General features: G+C 43.8%; 11 protein-coding genes, 2 tRNA genes and 3 rRNA genes. 4 read left to right on the top strand and 12 right to left on the bottom strand.

What is annotated here, in order from left to right:
* Positions 1-13 precede the first annotated feature (13 nt).
* The 11 genes from K1X66_03115 to K1X66_03065 all read right to left on the bottom strand — a co-directional run bounded on the left by K1X66_03115 (position 14) and on the right by K1X66_03065 (position 9,146).
* A complete protein-coding gene (locus K1X66_03115) occupies positions 14-904 on the bottom strand; it encodes a hypothetical protein (GenBank protein ID MBX7157356.1) in 891 nt (296 codons plus the stop codon).
* Between the two features lie 31 nt (positions 905-935).
* Positions 936-1,721 (bottom strand): site-specific DNA-methyltransferase, encoded by a 786-nt coding sequence (locus tag K1X66_03110; GenBank protein ID MBX7157355.1) that lies wholly within the window; start codon positions 1,719-1,721, stop codon positions 936-938.
* A gap of 24 nt (positions 1,722-1,745) precedes the next feature.
* Positions 1,746-1,949 carry a hypothetical protein gene (locus K1X66_03105; protein ID MBX7157354.1) on the bottom strand — a complete coding sequence of 68 codons (204 nt, stop codon included), beginning with the start codon at positions 1,947-1,949 and terminating at the stop codon, positions 1,746-1,748.
* A gap of 11 nt (positions 1,950-1,960) precedes the next feature.
* On the bottom strand, positions 1,961-2,284 hold the full coding sequence (locus K1X66_03100) for a DUF2845 domain-containing protein (protein ID MBX7157353.1): 324 nt from the start codon (positions 2,282-2,284) through the stop codon (positions 1,961-1,963).
* 195 nt (positions 2,285-2,479) lie between these two features.
* Positions 2,480-2,926 carry a GNAT family N-acetyltransferase gene (locus tag K1X66_03095; protein ID MBX7157352.1) on the bottom strand — a complete coding sequence of 149 codons (447 nt, stop codon included), beginning with the start codon at positions 2,924-2,926 and terminating at the stop codon, positions 2,480-2,482.
* 17 nt (positions 2,927-2,943) lie between these two features.
* Positions 2,944-3,321, bottom strand: coding sequence for a VOC family protein (locus tag K1X66_03090; protein ID MBX7157351.1), 378 nt, complete (start codon positions 3,319-3,321; stop codon positions 2,944-2,946).
* Positions 3,322-3,476: 155 nt separating this feature from the next.
* Positions 3,477-3,592: ribosomal RNA gene (gene rrf / locus K1X66_03085) — 5S ribosomal RNA — on the bottom strand.
* 242 nt (positions 3,593-3,834) lie between these two features.
* Positions 3,835-6,983, bottom strand: a 23S ribosomal RNA gene (locus K1X66_03080).
* A 191-nt stretch (positions 6,984-7,174) separates the two neighbouring features.
* Positions 7,175-7,248 (bottom strand) — tRNA-Ile (locus K1X66_03075).
* Between the two features lie 59 nt (positions 7,249-7,307).
* Positions 7,308-7,380, bottom strand: a tRNA-Ala gene (locus tag K1X66_03070).
* A 245-nt stretch (positions 7,381-7,625) separates the two neighbouring features.
* Positions 7,626-9,146, bottom strand: a 16S ribosomal RNA gene (locus K1X66_03065).
* The 16S, 23S and 5S rRNA genes sit together here with 2 tRNA genes alongside, the layout of an rRNA operon.
* 962 nt (positions 9,147-10,108) lie before the next feature.
* On the opposite strand from K1X66_03065, the gene K1X66_03060 reads away from it, so the two are divergent.
* Positions 10,109-10,777, top strand: a complete 669-nt coding sequence (locus tag K1X66_03060) for a glycosyltransferase family 4 protein (GenBank protein ID MBX7157350.1) — start codon at positions 10,109-10,111, stop codon at positions 10,775-10,777.
* Here the strand turns inward: K1X66_03060 and K1X66_03055 are convergent.
* Complete coding sequence (locus K1X66_03055) at positions 10,774-14,508, bottom strand: hypothetical protein (protein MBX7157349.1); 3,735 nt, start codon at positions 14,506-14,508, stop codon at positions 10,774-10,776. The genes K1X66_03060 and K1X66_03055 overlap by 4 nt on opposite strands.
* Before the next feature lie 187 nt (positions 14,509-14,695).
* Between K1X66_03055 and moaA the strand changes: the two genes are divergently transcribed.
* Genes moaA through K1X66_03040 form a run of 3 tightly spaced genes read left to right on the top strand, consistent with a single transcriptional unit; the run spans position 14,696 to position 17,389 of the window.
* Positions 14,696-15,655, top strand: a complete 960-nt coding sequence (gene moaA / locus K1X66_03050) for a GTP 3',8-cyclase MoaA (protein ID MBX7157348.1) — start codon at positions 14,696-14,698, stop codon at positions 15,653-15,655.
* A 4-nt stretch (positions 15,656-15,659) separates the two neighbouring features.
* Entirely contained in the window at positions 15,660-16,043 is a 384-nt protein-coding gene (locus tag K1X66_03045) for a molybdenum cofactor biosynthesis protein MoaE (GenBank protein MBX7157347.1), read from the top strand.
* On the top strand, positions 16,040-17,389 hold the full coding sequence (locus tag K1X66_03040) for a replication-associated recombination protein A (protein MBX7157346.1): 1,350 nt from the start codon (positions 16,040-16,042) through the stop codon (positions 17,387-17,389). The genes K1X66_03045 and K1X66_03040 overlap by 4 nt, the downstream gene beginning before the upstream one ends.
* Positions 17,390-17,411 lie beyond the last annotated feature (22 nt).

Raw genomic sequence — 17,411 nt, 5'->3', positions numbered from 1 at the left:
TCGCTCTCATCATTTAGCGATCAGCTATTTTGAGCAATTTAATTTCATGATAAGCAATAAGAAAACTGCCTAAAATCAGAGCGCCTGTTCCAATCTTTAACGACTCCTCACGAAACGCGCCCGCATGACCAAAATCAAAATACGACGATCCTAAGAAAAAAATACTGGCTAAAGCCAAAGTTCGAAGCATCCAACAAAGACGCGCAACATCCCGTCGATATCTAAACCACACTAAGGCCGCCACCGGAGCATAAGCTAAAGCCAAAATATCGTTCATATGAATTCGCAACCAATAATTTTGGCCCTTTGGCAAATGCAAAAAATTTGAAATCATTTTGGCAATTCTCTCATGAAACATTAACAAATCGTCCAAACCCGCAAAACCAAGCAACAAACTCATTAACAACCAAAAACGAGCAAAGGAAGACGACATCGGCCACATGATAAACATCAAGCCCAACAACAAACTCCAAAAAATCCAAAGAATTACCTCTCCAATTCGACCATCGTGAAATGAATAAATCTTTTGATCAGGAGAATCAATCAAATCAAAAGTATAAATACTTCCAATAACCAGCATACCCAAAATCTGTATCACAACAAAAAAAGTGAAAATCTTTTTCCTATTCTGAGGAATCAAACTCCGAGCTATCACGCTACAAATCAAACTGCTTGCCAAAAGCAAAGCAGTCGAAAGAAAAGTGCCGGGCATATTTTCTTCAAAATATTTGCTATAGTTGCCTTGCGCTTCGCCCCAAAAATATAATGTTCCACATGCCAACAACCAGGCGGGAAAAATAAAACCTATAATTAAGCGCCAAAAAACAGGAGGAGATTCAATTTGCAATATTGCTTTAAAAGTTTGGCGTAAAAAAAGAAATTCAACTCCAATTCTTCTTTTCACCTCTTCCATAAGCTGAAATAGAAGAGAAGGGTCAAGATTTTTGCAACCGTTTTCGGATCAATTTTATATAATTCGCATCCCTTTCACAACCCGCAAACGCCCTACCATGTTTCAAAGCTGCAACCGCCGTCGTGCCCGAACCCAAAAACGGATCACACACCCACTCCCCTTTTCTCGAACTCGAAAGAATAATACGTTCAATAAGGGCCAACGGTTTCTGTGTGGGATGCCCCACTTTTTCTTTGCTCGCACCTTTCAACGAAGGAATTCGCCATAAATTCGTCGCAAATTTTCCCTGCTCCAAATGAAACTTTCGCTTTCTCAAATCTTTATAGCGTTTATCTTTGAGATAAATTTGTTTCGTGGCTTCATCGTAAGGCTCGCGCACCGCTGATTTATTGAAATAAGGTTTCTCACTTTTTCTCAAAACTAAAATCATCTCATATTGCGGCGTGAAGGAATCGCGTCGCTCATTGTAACCCACCGCTCGATCCCAAATAATCAAATCATGAAACTGAAACAATTTCGTTGCTTGCGCCATCACCTGTAAAAAAACATTTTCCCGTTTTCCCAACTGTCCAAACAAATAAAGCAACCCCGTCGAATGCAACACCCGCTTCGCCTCCCTCAACCAACTCATCATCCACTTCACATAAGCTGCCTCATTCACCCACGCATTATCCCATTTTTCTTTGAGCTGCACTTGAAAATAAGGCGGATCAGCGACGATGAGCTGAAAAGAACTGGATTTTTGCTGAGGAAGCCAGGTTAGGCAATCTTCTATGTTAATTAGATATTTACTTGAACATTGGCACATTTAACTTCGGCGATTTATTAACTATTACTTATAAATAGAAACTAAGAGTGAAAGAATTGAAATTATTATAGCAATAACCGACATCCAAAAAGCAGGCCTATTAGCTTTTCTTTCTAATTCTAATTTTGCGGCAATATGTTTTTCTGAGGCAGGTTTATCACCTGATACAAATGGAAGAAGTTCTGAAGGGCTCTTTTTTCTATAGGATTTAAATTCTTGTTTATTCATATATTTTGGAATCAATCTTTTAAATCCCATCCTATCACATAAGAATTTTCTAAAGTAATCTTTAATCCATATCGATTATGCCCTCTGGGTTTATATTTCCAAATCTCTCTCTTCTTAGTTTTTAAAACTTTTTCATCAATGTCGTATGGTTTACCTAAGGAATCTAACAATTGCTCTTGCGTTTGATTTATCCAGATTTTTTTCTGAATTAATTTTTCAACTAATTCAGAATCTTTATAGCGTAATAATAGGCGTTTTTTTCTTTCAGTTTTTTTCCAATTTAAGAAAAAAATATAACCAATGACTGCACTTACAGCTAAAAAAGCTAAAAACATAACGTTTTCACTTTTACAAACCTTATAAGTTAGTTCAAATCAATTAAAATGTTTAATCATGAGAAATTCGTACTAACAAATTCGAATCGAAAAGATCGGAGGGTACGACGATAGGTTCATCAAAAGGGATATCTTTCCATTGCAACGCGCCATTTCTTGTTTAACGATGGGTGAAGAGAGAGATCGTAATGATTTTTATGGCAATTCCAAAACGTAATAATGAAATTCAGGATCAATTTTCCATCCCAAACTCTCGTAAAGTTTTTGCGCGCTCGCATTTGTTTTTGCAGTGGATAATTCCATGCGATCTACGCCCGTTTTCAAAGCATAATCTTTAGCACTTTTCATCAATTGCTGAGCCACGCCTTGCCTACGATAATTCGTCGCGACAAAAAGATCGTAAAGGATGAGTGATCGTTTGCAGGTAATGGAATTAAACAAAGGGTAAAGTTGAGTGAATCCTAATGCGATTTGATTTTCATCTTTTGCTAAGAAAATAACCGAATCTTGAGCAACTAATCTTTGTTCAATAAATTTTCGTGATTCAGTCAGGTTTGATTCTTGTTTATAAAACTGTCGATATTGATCGAATAACAAAGCAACCTGCTCAAGATCATTGATATTAGCAAAATCCACTTTCATTATCTTAAAAATGCTAATTAATTTTGGGTGCGATGACAAATTTCTAAGCGATTACCAAACGGATCTTCAAAGAAGACCGCATAATAAGTTGGTCCTTCGTCAAAACCGGGTCCTTCAATATTTAGCGCGTCAATTTGATGAAGCAGTTTTGCTAATCGATCGACTTCTTCATTGGAAGTTGCCCAGAAAGCGATCCGATTTTCGTTCGGTTGATGAGTTTTGCTTTCGGTCACACCAAAAAATTCGCTAACACCCTCTTCAGCATTAAATTGAATCCACCCTCCAACATCGGCGGCTCGCGTAAACCCTAAAGCTGGTAATAGTTTGTTATAAAAAGGTTCTGATTTTTTTAGATCTGGAACTCTTAAGTCGATGTGATCAAGACGACGAGGCATAAGTGAAAGTTAAATATGGTAAAAATGGATCCCCGGGTCAAGCCCGAGGATGACACATCTGATGGAGAGCATCGCCCTCCTAAGGAAAATCGTAAAATCTCGCTTATCAAAATAAAAAAACCCAGCTCTTCGTTTAGCGAAGGGCTGGGTATTAAAACTGGCAACGACCTACTCTCACACGGGCTATACCCGCACTACCATTGGCGAAGATGTGTTTCACTTCCGGGTTCGGAATGGGACCGGGTGGGACCGCATCTCTCTGGTCACCAGAGGACTTGCGTCCAGTCACTTGGTGCGCTCATGTTATTCGCGCATCGACTGAATCTAGGCAAGATCTCTGATGAGTTGCCAAAATCTAGCATGGTTTAAGTCTTTGTTGAAAAGCTGAAAACTGATAGCTGACAGCTTTTAAGAATAAATACAACTTTGTGCTGAGTGATATTTCAGACGAAATTCTGCTTTCGTGGCTCCGGACGAAAATAATGTCCGGAGTTTGCGAAAACAAAGAAAAAAAGAATCAAGTCGATTGGTATATTAGTACCAGTTAGCTTAACACATTACTGTGCTTCCACATCTGGCCTATCAACGTGGTGGTCTTCCACGTACCTAATAGGGAAATCTTATCTTGGGAGGAGCTTGGCGCTTAGATGCTTTCAGCGCTTATCTCTTCCGCACATAGCTACCCGGCGCTGCCACTGACGTGACAACCGGAACACCAGAGGTGCGTCAATCTCGGTCCTCTCGTACTAGAGATTGAATCCCTCAAATTTCCTAACGCCCACAGCGGATAAGGACCGAACTGTCTCACGACGTTCTGAACCCAGCTCGCGTACCACTTTAACCGGCGAACAGCCGGACCCTTGGGACCTTCTCCAGCCCCAGGATGTGATGAGCCGACATCGAGGTGCCAAACCGCGCCGTCGATATGAACTCTTGGGCGCGATCAGCCTGTTATCCCCGGCGTACCTTTTGTCCGATGAGCGACGGCAATTCCACATTCAACCGCCGGATCACTTGGGCCTGCTTTCGCATCTGCTCGACTTGTAGGTCTCACAGTTAAGCCAGCTTCTACCCATACGCTCGACAGCTGATTATCAACCAGCCTGAGCTGACCTTCGCACTCCTCCGTTACTTTTTGGGAGGAAACCGCCCCAGTCAAACTGACCCGCTGCCATTGTCCCCCGCCCGGTTTCACGGGACTCAGGGTTAGTATTCTCATTGCAAAAGGGTGGTGTTTCATTGACGACTCTGCTACCCCCGAGAGAGTAGCTTCACTGTCTACCACTTACGCTAAGCATCTGAAACGAAAACACAGTAACAGCTTACAGTAAAGGTGCACGGGGTCTTTCCGTCCTGCTGCGGGTAGGCGGCATCTTCACCGCCATTACAACTTCGCTGAGCATCTCCTGGAGACAGCGGTCAACTCGTTACACGATTCGTGCAGGTCGGAACTTACCCGACAAGGAATTTCGCTACCTTAGGACCGTTATAGTTACGGCCGACATTCACCGGGACTTGGGTTCAAAGCTTCGCCTATATTGCTACAAGCTAACCTCTTGCCTTAATCTTTCGGCATTGGTCACGTGTCACACCCTATACGTCGTCTTGCGACTTAGCAGAGCGCTGTGTTTTTGTTAAACAGTCGGTTGACCCCTTTCACTGCGGCCCCTATTGCTAGGGGCGCCCCTTCTTCCGAAGTTACGGGGCTAGATTGCCGAGTTCCTTCAGGAGACTTCACTCACGCGCCTGGGTATATTCTACCCACCCACCTGTGTCGGTTTACGGTACGGGCACCTTAGTATACCCTAGAATTTTTCTCGACAAAACTTTTGAATAATCAGCTTCAGCCGTGGCCTCTGCGTCCCCTTGCGGGACAAGGACATTCAGCACCTTGCTATTCTCTAGTCTTGTGTATTCTAGGTTAAATGTCGGTGGTACAGGAATATTAACCTGTTGGTCCATCGCCTACGCCTTACGGCCTCGACTTAGGTCCCGACTAACCCTGGGAGGACGAACCTTCCCCAGGAAACCTTGGGTTTACGGCGGACAGGAATTAAACCTGTCTTATCGCTACTCATGTCTGCATCCTCACTTCCAGGCGCTCCACCGTCGGTTTCCCTTCGGCTTCACAGCACCTTGGAACGCTCCCCTACCATGCGTTAATATCGAAATGTTAACGTATCCGAAGCTTCGGTATACCGCTAATCGCCAATCATTTTCGGCGCGATCTCACTCGATGAGTCAGCTGTTACGCACTGTTTAAATGATGGCTGCCTCTAAGCCAACATCCTCACTGTTTATGTAAGATCACATCCTTTCCACTTCGCGGTATTTTGGCACCTTAGCTGTCGGTCTGGACTGTTTTCCTCTCGGCAATGGAGCTTATCCCCCACTGCCTTACTCCCGGATTGCGCCCTATGGTATTCGGAGTTTGATTGGATTCAGTACCCTGGTGTGGGCCCTAGTCCATTCAGTGCTCTACCTCCACAGGTCAGCATCCGAGGCTGCACCTCAATACATTTCGGGGAGAACCAGCTATTACGGGGTTTGATTAGTCTTTCGCTCCTACTCTCAGTTCATCAGAAAACTTTTCAACGTTCACCTGTTCGGACCTCCATCTCCGGTTAAGGAGACTTCATCCTGACCAAGAGTAGATCACCTCCGCTTCGGGTCTACTGCCAACGACTAGGACGCCCATTTCGGACTCGCTTTCGCTTCGCCTCCGGACTAAAGGCCCTTAGGCTTGCCATGGACAATAACTCGCAGACTCATTAAGCAAAAGGCACGCCATCACCCAGCACTTTCTAATCTCTGAGATAGACTATGTTGTATTTTTTGTTTTAACCGACTACGGGAGTTGCCATATTGTTTGAGCATTCGTTCACGTTTTCGCGCATCACGCTCATCTAAATAAGCTTCGTAATAAACTATTTTTCAACCTGCGTGTCGCAATAATTTTTGATGATCGCGATAACATTGTTTGAGATTACGGGTAAAACCGTAATATAGTTCGCCGTCTTTTGGATTTTTTAGTATGTAAGTATAAAACATAAATCTTTTCGCCAAAGAAGCAGAAAGTGCTGGGCTCTGACACTTTGTAAGCACATAATTGCAGGTACTCTTTCACTCCGCTCACAGCGGTGCTTTTCACCTTTCCCTCGCGGTACTTGTTCACTATCGGTCGCTGATTAGTATTTAGCCTTAGACCGTGGTCGGTCTGGATTCATGCGGGGTTTCACGTGCACCGCATTACTCAGGAACTCACTAGGTTGACTCTAATTTTTAGTTACCGGCCTCTCACCGTCTATGGGGCGACTTTCCATCCGCTTCACCTAATCTTTGTCATACCATGTCGTGGTCCTACAACCCTGGAAGGCAAGCCTTCCAGTTTGGGCTGTTCCCCTTTCGCTCGCCACTACTGAGGGAATCGCTTCGCTTTTTTTTCCTCTGCTTACTGAGATGTTTCACTTCAGCAGGTGTTGCTCTTACCGGTCTATGAATTCAACCGGCAGTTCCACGGCATTACCCGTGGTGGGTTATCCCATTCGGAGATCTCCGGATCAAAGTGTATTTGCCACTCACCGAAGCTTATCGCAGCTTATCACGTCCTTCTTCGCCTATCAGCGCCAAGGCATTCATTATGTGCCCTTTGTAGCTTGATTCTTGTGTTTGAAATCGTTCTGAACCGTTCCAATAATGGAACGGGCTCAGCACAAAGTTGTATTTACCCTTTCAGAATTTTATCCCGTTTTACGGGGAAAAATTCGAAAAGACTTTCATGCTAGACTGTCAAAGAACTTTATTTATTCCGCTAAGCGGAATAAACGAAAGTGTTACGTTTGGCTTTTAATCATGGGCCTGACTGGGCTCGAACCAGTGACCCTGCGCTTATCAAGCGCATGCTCTAACCAACTGAGCTACAGGCCCGAGCTTGCTTGTGCGCCAATTTCAAATCTCAAATTTGAAATGATCACCACGGAGATTTATGGAGGTAACCGGACTCGAACCGGTAACATCCTGCTTGCAAAGCAGGTGCTCTACCAATTGAGCTATACCCCCCTTTTTTTTAGGGGTAACCGGTAACTAGTGATTGGTAACTGGTAAAAACGAGTTACTAGTCACCAGTCACTAGTCACTACCTGATGCGAAAGTTGAATTGTGCGCTTAAGCAATTACTTTTATTGGTTTCCCAATAAAAGATTTATAACGCGTGGTTAGGTTAATCCTAACGGTAGCGTCCGACCTATCTTGCTAATGTGAAATTTCAAATTTGAATTTTCACATTGCAAAGAATAACTCCTTAGAAAGGAGGTGATCCAGCCGCAGGTTCCCCTACGGCTACCTTGTTACGACTTCATCCCAATTACCAGCCATACCTTAGACGATTTTAAAACCGGCTTCGGGTACAACGGGCTTTCATGATGTGACGGGCGGTGTGTACAAGACCCGGGAACGTATTCACGGCGCCGTAGCTGATGCGCCATTACTAGCGATTCCAACTTCATGGAGGCGAGTTGCAGCCTCCAATCCGAACTGGGCCTGGTTTTGGGGATTGGCTCCACCTTGCGGTCTTGCTTCCTTCTATACCAGGCATTGTAGTACGTGTGCAGCCCTGGCCGTAAGGGCCATACGGACTTGACGTCATCCCCACCTTCCTCCCCGTTTGACAGGGCAGTCTGTTTCGAGATCTCTTGCGAGCAACAAAACATAGGGGTTGCGCTCGTTGCGGGACTTAACCCAACATCTCACGACACGAGCTGACGACAGCCATGCAGCACCTGTGCAATTCGTCCTTGCGGACCAACGACTTTCATCGTTTGAACAAAGCATGTCAAGCCCAGGTAAGGTTCTTCGCGTTGCATCGAATTAAGCCACATACTCCACCGCTTGTGCGGGTCCCCGTCAATTTCTTTGAGTTTTAATCTTGCGACCGTACTTCCCAGGCGGTCCATTTAACGCGTTAGCTGCGGCGCTGACGGGGTCGATTCCGCCAACACCTAATGGACACCGTTTACGGCTAGGACTACCGGGGTATCTAATCCCGTTTGCTCCCCTAGCTTTCGTGCCTCAGAGTCAGGGTTCTTCCAGTTGCTTGCTTACGCCATTGGTGTTCCTCTCGATCTCTACGCATTTCACTGCTACACCGAGAATTCCAGCAACCTCTCCGACCCTCCAGCTTTTTAGTATCGAATGCAGTTCCGCAGTTGAGCTGCGGGATTTCACATTCGACTTAAAAAACCTCCTACGCACCCTTTACGCCCAGTAAATCCGAACAACGCTTGAGACCTCTGTATTACCGCGGCTGCTGGCACAGAGTTAGCCGTCTCTTCCTCTCTGGGTAACATCAACTCCGATTGTATTAGAATCGAAGCATTTTTCCCCAGTGACAGGAGTTTACAAGACGAATCCCTTCATCCTCCACGCGGCGTCGCTTCATCAGGCTTGCGCCCATTGTGAAAAATTCTCGACTGCTGCCACCCGTAGGTGTCTGGACCGTGTCTCAGTTCCAGTGTGGCTGGTCGTCCTCTCAGACCAGCTACCCGTCATAGCCTTGGTAAGCCGTTACCTCACCAACTAGCTGATAGGACGCGGGCTCCTCCAGAAGCGCGAGGCCTTACGGTCCCCCGCTTTAGTCTTGCGACCACATGCAGTATTAATCCGCCTTTCGGCGGGCTATTCTACACTTCTGGGTAGATTCCCACGTGTTACTCACCCTTTCGCCGCTAAACTTACTCAATATTGCTACCAAATAAGTTTCGCACGACTTGCATGTCTTATCCACGCCGCCAGCGTTCGTTCTGAGCCAGAATCAAACTCTCCGAAAAGAAAGTGATCCTGAAGCTTTTATTATTTCCGAAGAAATATTTACTTTGCTTAGGATTATCCCGCCGAAGCGAGATAATTTAAAAAACTCATTGAATTGCTTAAGAATCGCACAATTCAACTTTCGCTGTTGTATATCTACCTTTTGATTTATTTCAAAAAGCCAAACTGTCAAAGAACAAAAATTAATCTAAAAAAATTTAGCCCTCAAACTCTCTGCATTTACTCCATTTCACTCTGAAAAAAGGACAGCCAAGAAGATCAGGGAAGTCGATAAACTACTGAAATCTTTTAATGAGTCAATAGTTTTTTAAAAAAATTTTATCTTTTTTTAAAAACAACCTTTTCTATCTTAAAATATAATCTTTTTTATCCTCTTAACAATCATTTTTTGATCTCTCATCAGTTTTTTTCTTGAACATCAACGCTCTCAATACCACATCTAAAAACAAGCAAAAATAAAGCCTGCAAAATAACGTTTCTTGGTTCAAAATCATTCATGCTTTCAACCCTCACCCTGATTCGACAATTTCCTGCCGGTCTGGGGGGTGCAGAAAAATATCTTCAACTCCTGATTGAAGGTTTTTCTGAAAAACAAATTCAAATCAACTTGCTTTGCGCCGATTGCCCTCAAGAAAGCCCTCTCAATAAAATTCCCAATCTCAATATTATTCGCTTGGATCCTTACCGTTTAAACCAAATTCGCTGGATGCGCCCTTGGTATTTTTCCTGGCTCGCCAAAAATTGGGTGCAAAAAAATCCTCAACCTCTCGTTATTAGCCTAGAACGTCACTGGCAACAAAATCTCCTCCGTGCGGGCGATGGAGTTCATGCCGCTTGGCTACAACAACGTCGCTTACTACAAAACTCTTTTTCCAATTTTTTTATAAAACTAAGCCCCTTCCACCAACTCTTACTTTGGAGCGAAAAAAAAGCCTATAATCCACAAAACACCCAACGTGTTATTGCCAACTCCCATTTTGTTAAAAAACAAATTGTCGATTTGCTTCATTTCCCAGAAGAGCATATTGATATCATTTATAACGGCGTCGATTTAAAACCCTGGCAACCTTCTTACGATCCTTGGCTCAAAAACCATCTTGGTCTTAATCCTAACGATATCGTCGCTCTTTTTGTTGGTAGCGGTTGGCAACGCAAAGGATTAAAAAAAGCGATTGAAATTGTCGAAACCTGGCAAAAACAAAACTCGCGTCAGATAAAATTAATAGTCATTGGAAAAGGCCCAGAAAAACATTATCACCATCCTCTCGTTTATTTTGCAGGACCCAAACCTTCTTCAGAAACCAGCCGCTTTTATCAAGGTGCAGACTTGCTACTTTTTCCAACCTACTACGACCCTTTCGCCAACGTCACTCTGGAAGCCTTAGCTTCAGGCTTACCTGTTGTAACAAGCACTCATAACGGCGCTTCAGAAATTTTGACAGAGGGCCAGGACGGCATCGCGCTCGCACCTGAAGCGCCTATTGAACTTTGGGTTCAAGCCATTAACCATTTTTCCAACCCAGAACAACGCGATCTTAACTGCCAACTCTGCCGCCAAAAAGCCGAGCAATTTTCTTTAGAAAATCATCTGCAACAAATTTTAGCGTTATGTTCTAATCTAAAATCTTAATAAGAAGGAATGGACGCCTTTTGCGTTGGAGTTTGCGAAGAAAGCTGTTCTTCGATACTCATTGCAGATTGGTATTCCCCACCCTCTACACAAGCATCCATATTCGGCGACATCGAAACATCGGGTGTGTAATTCTCTCCTGCTGCCGCTGCCCAGACTGTTTCTCGGTTCTTCGGTTTGCCCATCTCTTTTTTGCCTTCTGCTTCAGCCACCCGATTGTCTCGGGGTGGGTTTGGCGTTTGGGTTTGGTAAGGAATCACTACACCTTCCATGCCAGGATATCGCCCCGTGGCCGTTTCTGCTATTTCAATATCGTCTCGAACTTTACGCTCGATTCCAAAACGAGTCTCAGCAGACCACTTAACATCGGCTTCAGCCTGACGACGACGCTCGTGGTGGCCTCGGGTTGTAGCCACACGACCAGTAATAGTCGTGGCATGATCACTTACAGTCCCAATAAATTCAGGTAATTCTGCTATATCTTGTGCTTCATCCACTTTGCCACTACCGTCGAGTGAAGTAAATAAGGAGCCACCCATGACATCCGTTGAGCCTGCTCCATCTCCTGCCCAATAATCTTTCACTCCTTGAACTGACTCTTCCACATCCTCTAAATATGTCGGCGATCTTCTAATTCTTTCTGCTTCTTCTGCCGGAAGTTTGGCTAGCACTTTTTCAAATTCATTCTTTACTTGCTCTCTCACCCAAGCATCTCTGGCCTCTTCATTTAACGCTTCTGCCTCTTGCACCCTGCCCCGAGCCATGGCAACAACCGCCATCTGTGCAGGAATAGCTCCAGGTATTACTGCCGCTGCAACCTCTACCACTGCAGCATCTACCACTGGCTGTATTTCTTTGGCCGCTCGCAGTTGCGCATCGGTATATTGCGCTAATGCTCGAGCGCTTGGCTCAACCTGATCTGCTTTTGCTCTGGTTCGCTCTTGAGCTTTTGTTTCCTCTGGTAGCTTGGCCGCCGGCAGCGAAACTTTCATCACTCCAGCCATTCGCTCATAGCGACTGTTTATCACCCAGTAGGCTTTTGTTTTTTGTGCCGCCTTAGCCACTGCTGCTCTTACCGCTGCTTCGGCTTGAGCCTTTTGTGCGTCGGTGGCGTTTGGATCTTCTTTTATTTTTCCTGCTGCCTTGATGGCTTCTGGCACTGCCCCAGCGGCCTGTTGACATTCTGCCAATGCCTTATCCCTTGCCGCTTTTGCCAACCCCATCTCTTGTTGTGTATAATACTTGCCCTGCATCCGATCCCATATGATTTCGGCTTGTAATCCGTTAATGCCTTTGCTCTTGCACACTTCATTAAAATGATTGCGCGCTTTTCGATATTGCTCTTGCGCTTCTGTCACTGCGCTTTGTGCGGCAACGTAAGCCTTCACATTTTCTCCTTCAAGAACCCCTTTGCCCCACAGTCCTTGCACTTGGTTATAAGCTAAGCGTGCTTCACCCAACTTGTCTGAAGTTTTCTTAAGTCTTGCAAGCGCTCCCACTAAATCTTCATCCCCAGCTGCGAGACCTAAAGTATCGTTTATGGCTCGAACTGCTAATCCATAATTCTCATCTTGCGCCCCAGCTTCTCCTTCGCTCACTGCTAACACTCCCAGCGCCACAGCTCCTGCTACTGCTGCACCAACGCTTGATATCCTCCTACGTTTTTCTCTTTCCATCTGATCTTTAACACCCTTTAAAACCTTTTCTGCTACTTCATCAGGTATCCCATTTCTTCTACAATGCTCTTCAAACATGTCGCGGGCATATTGATATCTGCTTGAAATAGGACGAGGCACATTACCTTCTCGAGATGTTAAGTGGATTTCATCATAGGCCTCTATAACTTGAACTAACCGGTTTTTAATCTCTTGACCCTCTACACTTACACCATGTTCATTAAGTAATTTTTCAGCCCTGGTAGCAGCAACACCTTCTCCTTCTATCCAACCAGTTTCTCTTATCCTTTTAGCAACTTCTTTCTGTGTCTGTTTTTGAATCTCATCTGCAATTTTGCGAGTGATGCCATTAGCATCAGATAGTTTTACACCTCCTAGAGAGTTTTCAAGACTCCGACCTGCGGTTCTGTAATTATTTTGGAGTTGAACGAGTTCTTCTTTTGTAACATTGCTAGGCCTAAAGTGTATCGCTTCATGAGCCTCAATGAAGCCGGCCAAGGCCGTTCTTGAAGCTTCACTAGTGATTCCATGTCTAGCAAGTACCAAGCCGGCACGATCAAGCGATTCTTGACTTATACCACGCCTTTCGGCTCTCACTTCACCCAAAACAAAATCTTCCCAAACCGATCGAACAACATCACGACGATCGTCACCAGCTTCACGCATTAATACTCGTCTTTTATTAACGAGCTCTGCTTCAGCTTGGATTATTTTTGTTGTATCATCCCCTTTTCTTGCTTCTATTGAAGCACAATAAGCCTCTTTGCATTCTTTTAAAGCTTGTGCTAACGCTAAATCATTATTGATACCCCTATTCCTAAGTGCTTCAAGTTCATTACTCAAATGAGGTGCCTTTGATTGAAGTTTTTTTTGTCGAACCAAAGCAAATTCTGGCCCCATTTTCTGATCTATTCTATCTCGTACATGCTCCCAAGCAGGCTTCGCCACATCGCGATAATTGATGCCTGCCCCTTCGCAGAGTCGTTTATATTTTTCCTGAGCCATTTGATAGGCTCTAGCTTTCTCCTTGAAGCCGGGTTGGTGCGTAGCGCCATTAGGATCTCCCTTAGGTGCATCATGTTCTAAGTAAAAATCTTGAAGATCTTGATATTTTTCTCGCATGTCCACAAAAGCCTGAATAACTGCAGGGTTGGTAATATTACGCTCCTGAAGATAATCTTTTTCGATTTGAATTTGGGACAAGTCCACTGCCGCCAAACTAGTTTCAGCTCCTCTTTCTTTTTTTACTTTTGCACCATCGCCTTCTACTAGTTTGATTTCATTTTTTATGTCTTGCCAGGCATCATTTACTTCCGCTTCTTTGCCATATTGTCTTGCTCTATTCTTAAGTGTAGCATTAGCACCAATATCTTTTGTTTCAGCCGTTTGGATTTCATCGAGATCTCTCGACTTCCTCGCTTCCTGCAAAGCTAAATAAGTATCTCGGCGTCTAGCTAAGGCTTCTACTAAAGGATGATGAGCGAGATCCGTAACTTTTTTTTCTTTAAGAGCTGATAGCGCCTTATCCATTGATTCATTTGATGCGTCTATTGCCTTCATTTTTCTAGGCCTTTTTTCAGGCGCTCCAGATCGATCACTTACTTGCTCAAGCTTTAGTGCCGGTTCCAGAGTTTTTCTGCCTGCAGCTACCGCGGTACCTTTCGTAGCAACTTGCGCTTGCGTCAACGATTCCTCTATTTTAGCCCTTTGCACTGGAGTTAATGCACGATCTCTTAAAAAGGTTTCAGCAATTTTGTGAGCTTGTGCATAAAGAGTAACAGCTTCTTGAAAATCTCGTTCAGCTCTCGCAATACCCTCAGCATTATCCTCTTTCTCACGAGCTTCTTTCAATTTAGCTCCCGCTTCAGTAACCTTTTCAGCTGCGACACCCAGCTCGCCTTCATGTTTCGAAACCTCTAAATCCACCTTTGCCGCATCTAGGTCTGACAAATGAGCTTTTGTTTTTCCATGTATATGCGCATCAACATCCCGCTTATGTCCTTGAGAGTCTGATCTATGTCCACCATCTACTCCACCTTTTCTACCTTTTGCCATAACTATTTATATTTAAATAACTTTAAACGTTAATATTAATCCAATTAAAAGCAATAAAACCCATTAAGAAATTTTGTCAAATGGTTTCATTATGGTTTTCGATAAAAACGAGTTTCAGCCCATTCATCAATCCCAATACCGGTAAGAATCTTGAAGAGAACCAAGAATAAATCTATCCTATATTCAAATGCGAACCGTAAACTATTTAAGAATTTCAATTACGGACCGGTGCAATGAGCGTTGCCTTTATTGCATGCCCGAAGGGTTTGCCGATTGGAAAAAACGCGAAGATATTTTGACCTATGAAGAAATCTTGCGTGTCGTCCAACTTACCACTCGACTCGGTTTTAAAAACTTTCGTATCACCGGAGGTGAACCTCTGATTCGTAAAGATGCTACCTCTTTTATCGAAAAGCTCACCCAAACTAAAGGAGTTGAAAATGTTTTTTTAAGCACTAATGCCACTCGTTTAACCGAACATGCTTTTGAACTCAAAAGGGTCGGTGTTAAATCACTCAATATTAGTTTAGATTCCCTACAATCTGAAACTTATCAGAAAATTACCGGCGGAAATTTAGCTGAAGTTTTGCAAGGCATCCAAACTGCGCGTGAAACGAGTTTTGAACGAATCAAACTCAACACCGTTCTCATTCGCCACATGAACGAAGACGATCTTTGGCCTTTGATCCATTATGCAGCTGAGTATCAACATCCGATTCGCTTTATCGAGCTTATGCCCGTGAGCTTGACTGAAATGCTAAGCGAAAAAAATTTCTTCCCAGCTCATGAAGCTCTCAAAAAAATTACTGAAAAAGACAATGTAATTCCTCTGAATGAAACTTTTGGCATAGGTCCCGCAAAATATTATCGCTTAGAAAAAATCGGCGCTATCGTAGGATTTATTAGCTCCATTACTAATCTGCATTTTTGTGAAAATTGTAATAAAATTCGATTAACATCTGATGGGAAAATTCGCCCCTGTTTAGGAAATCATGGAGAATACGATCTCAAACCTCTTTTGCGCAACGGAGGCAGGGATAAAGATATTTTAGAAATGATCGGTTTAGCGCTTCACCAGAAACCGCCCGAACATCTTTTTCGAAATAATTATCAACCCAATCGTATTATGACCGCGATTGGCGGTTGAATCTATGAAAAAAAAAATACTTTTTACGTTTGAAACCATTTCACCCTTGCCTTTTCCCCAAAAGACAAACTCGATTGGAAGCATCGTTGAATTTCATGGCGTCGTTCGCGACGAAGAAAGTCAACAAACCATTACCCATCTTGATTACGAAGCTTATCAAGACATGGCACATCACCAAATTCATAAAATTTTAGATCAACTCAAACTCGACTACCCCTGTCGCTCTTTCGAATTCGTTCATCGTCTTGGAAAAATTCCTGTTGGCGAATCTTCAGTCTGGATTCGTATTACCTCAAAACATCGTAAGGAAGGATTCGGACTTTTGACAGAATTTTGCAACCGTTTAAAACAAGATGTGCCCATCTGGAAATCGGCTCCCAATTTATGAACGATCTTTTTGAAAACTTTTCTTCGGAAGAGAAAAAAAATACAAAACACGAAAACGCGCCTCTCGCCTCACGATTTCGCCCCCGAACTTTGGAAGAATATGTCGGCCAAGCTCATCTACTTGGGAGCGGCAAATTATTACGACGCGCCATCGAAGCCGATCGCCTTAGTTCACTGATTCTTTTTGGCCCTCCAGGCAGCGGAAAAACTTCTCTAGCACAAATCATTGCCAACACGACACAATGCCACTTCGAAAAATTAAGCGGTGTAGAATCAGGAACAGCTGATATGCGACGCGTTTTAGCTAGCGCTTTAAATCGACTGCATACTACCGGCAAAAAAACCATTCTCTTCATCGACGAAATTCATCGCTTTAACAAAGCGCAACAAGATGTTCTTCTACCAGACGTAGAAAATGCGACCGTTCGCTTAATTGGCGCCACCACGCATAATCCGTTTTTTTATATCAACGCGCCACTCGTTTCACGGTCACAAGTTTTCCAACTCGAACCGTTAAACACCAAAGACATTAAAACTTTATTACAACGCGCTTTAAATGATTCAGAAAGAGGTTTGGGAAAAATGCCCTTGGTAGTAGACACAGAAGCTTTAAATCATCTTGCCATTCAAGCTGATGGCGACGCGCGCAAAGCTTTAAATTCCCTCGAAATCGCTGCGCTAACTACGAAACCTGATCAAAATCAAAAAATTCATATCACTTTACCAATTGCTGAAGAATGCATTCAGAAAAAAGCCATCGTTTATGATGCAAATGAAGATCAACATTACGACACCATTTCCGCTTTCATTAAATCCATTCGTGGTAGCGATCCTGATGCTGCGATTTATTGGCTCGCAAAGATGCTCTACGCGGGCGAAGAAATTCGTTTTATTGCGCGACGCCTCGTCATCAGCGCTGCTGAAGATATTGGCATGGCTGATCCGCATGCCCTTCCGTTAGCCGTTGCCGCACAACAAGCGGTAGAGTTTATTGGCTTGCCCGAAGCGCGCATTCCTCTTGCCGAAGCCACGGTTTATTTAGCTACCGCACCCAAAAGCAACGCCAGCTACATGGCTCTCGAAAATGCTACAGATGACGTTAAAAAAGGTGTCACATTAGCGGTGCCCCGCCATCTGCGTGATGCTCATTATCCCGGCAGCAAAAAACTTGGCCATCAAGGTTATCAATACTCTCACAACTTCATAGAAGGCATCGCGCCCCAAGACTATCTCAACGAAGTGCGAACCTATTACATTCCCACCGAACATGGCTACGAAAAAAAGATTCAAGAAAGGTTGGAATATTGGAAATCGTTAAAAAAACAAAGCAGCAATAAAATTGATTAGTTTAAAAATCCATTTATCTTAA

This window comes from Verrucomicrobiia bacterium (genome assembly GCA_019694135.1).
Lineage (GTDB): Bacteria > Verrucomicrobiota > Verrucomicrobiia > JADLBR01 > JAIBCM01 > JAIBCM01.
Note: the sequence above shows the minus strand (reverse complement) of the source record. Positions and strands in the feature narration are given on the sequence as shown.

Excerpts from the sequence above, each read along its gene's own strand:
- K1X66_03110 (MBX7157355.1), bottom strand. The coding sequence starts at position 1,721 with ATGTGCCAATGTTCAAGTAAATATCTAATTAACATAGAAGATTGCCTA.
- K1X66_03105 (MBX7157354.1), bottom strand. The coding sequence starts at position 1,949 with ATGAATAAACAAGAATTTAAATCCTATAGAAAAAAGAGCCCTTCAGAA.
- K1X66_03100 (MBX7157353.1), bottom strand. The coding sequence starts at position 2,284 with ATGTTTTTAGCTTTTTTAGCTGTAAGTGCAGTCATTGGTTATATTTTT.
- K1X66_03095 (MBX7157352.1), bottom strand. The coding sequence starts at position 2,926 with ATGAAAGTGGATTTTGCTAATATCAATGATCTTGAGCAGGTTGCTTTG.
- K1X66_03090 (MBX7157351.1), bottom strand. The coding sequence starts at position 3,321 with ATGCCTCGTCGTCTTGATCACATCGACTTAAGAGTTCCAGATCTAAAA.
- K1X66_03055 (MBX7157349.1), bottom strand. The coding sequence starts at position 14,508 with ATGGCAAAAGGTAGAAAAGGTGGAGTAGATGGTGGACATAGATCAGAC.
- moaA (MBX7157348.1), top strand. The coding sequence starts at position 14,696 with ATGCGAACCGTAAACTATTTAAGAATTTCAATTACGGACCGGTGCAAT.
- K1X66_03045 (MBX7157347.1), top strand. The coding sequence starts at position 15,660 with ATGAAAAAAAAAATACTTTTTACGTTTGAAACCATTTCACCCTTGCCT.
- K1X66_03040 (MBX7157346.1), top strand. The coding sequence starts at position 16,040 with ATGAACGATCTTTTTGAAAACTTTTCTTCGGAAGAGAAAAAAAATACA.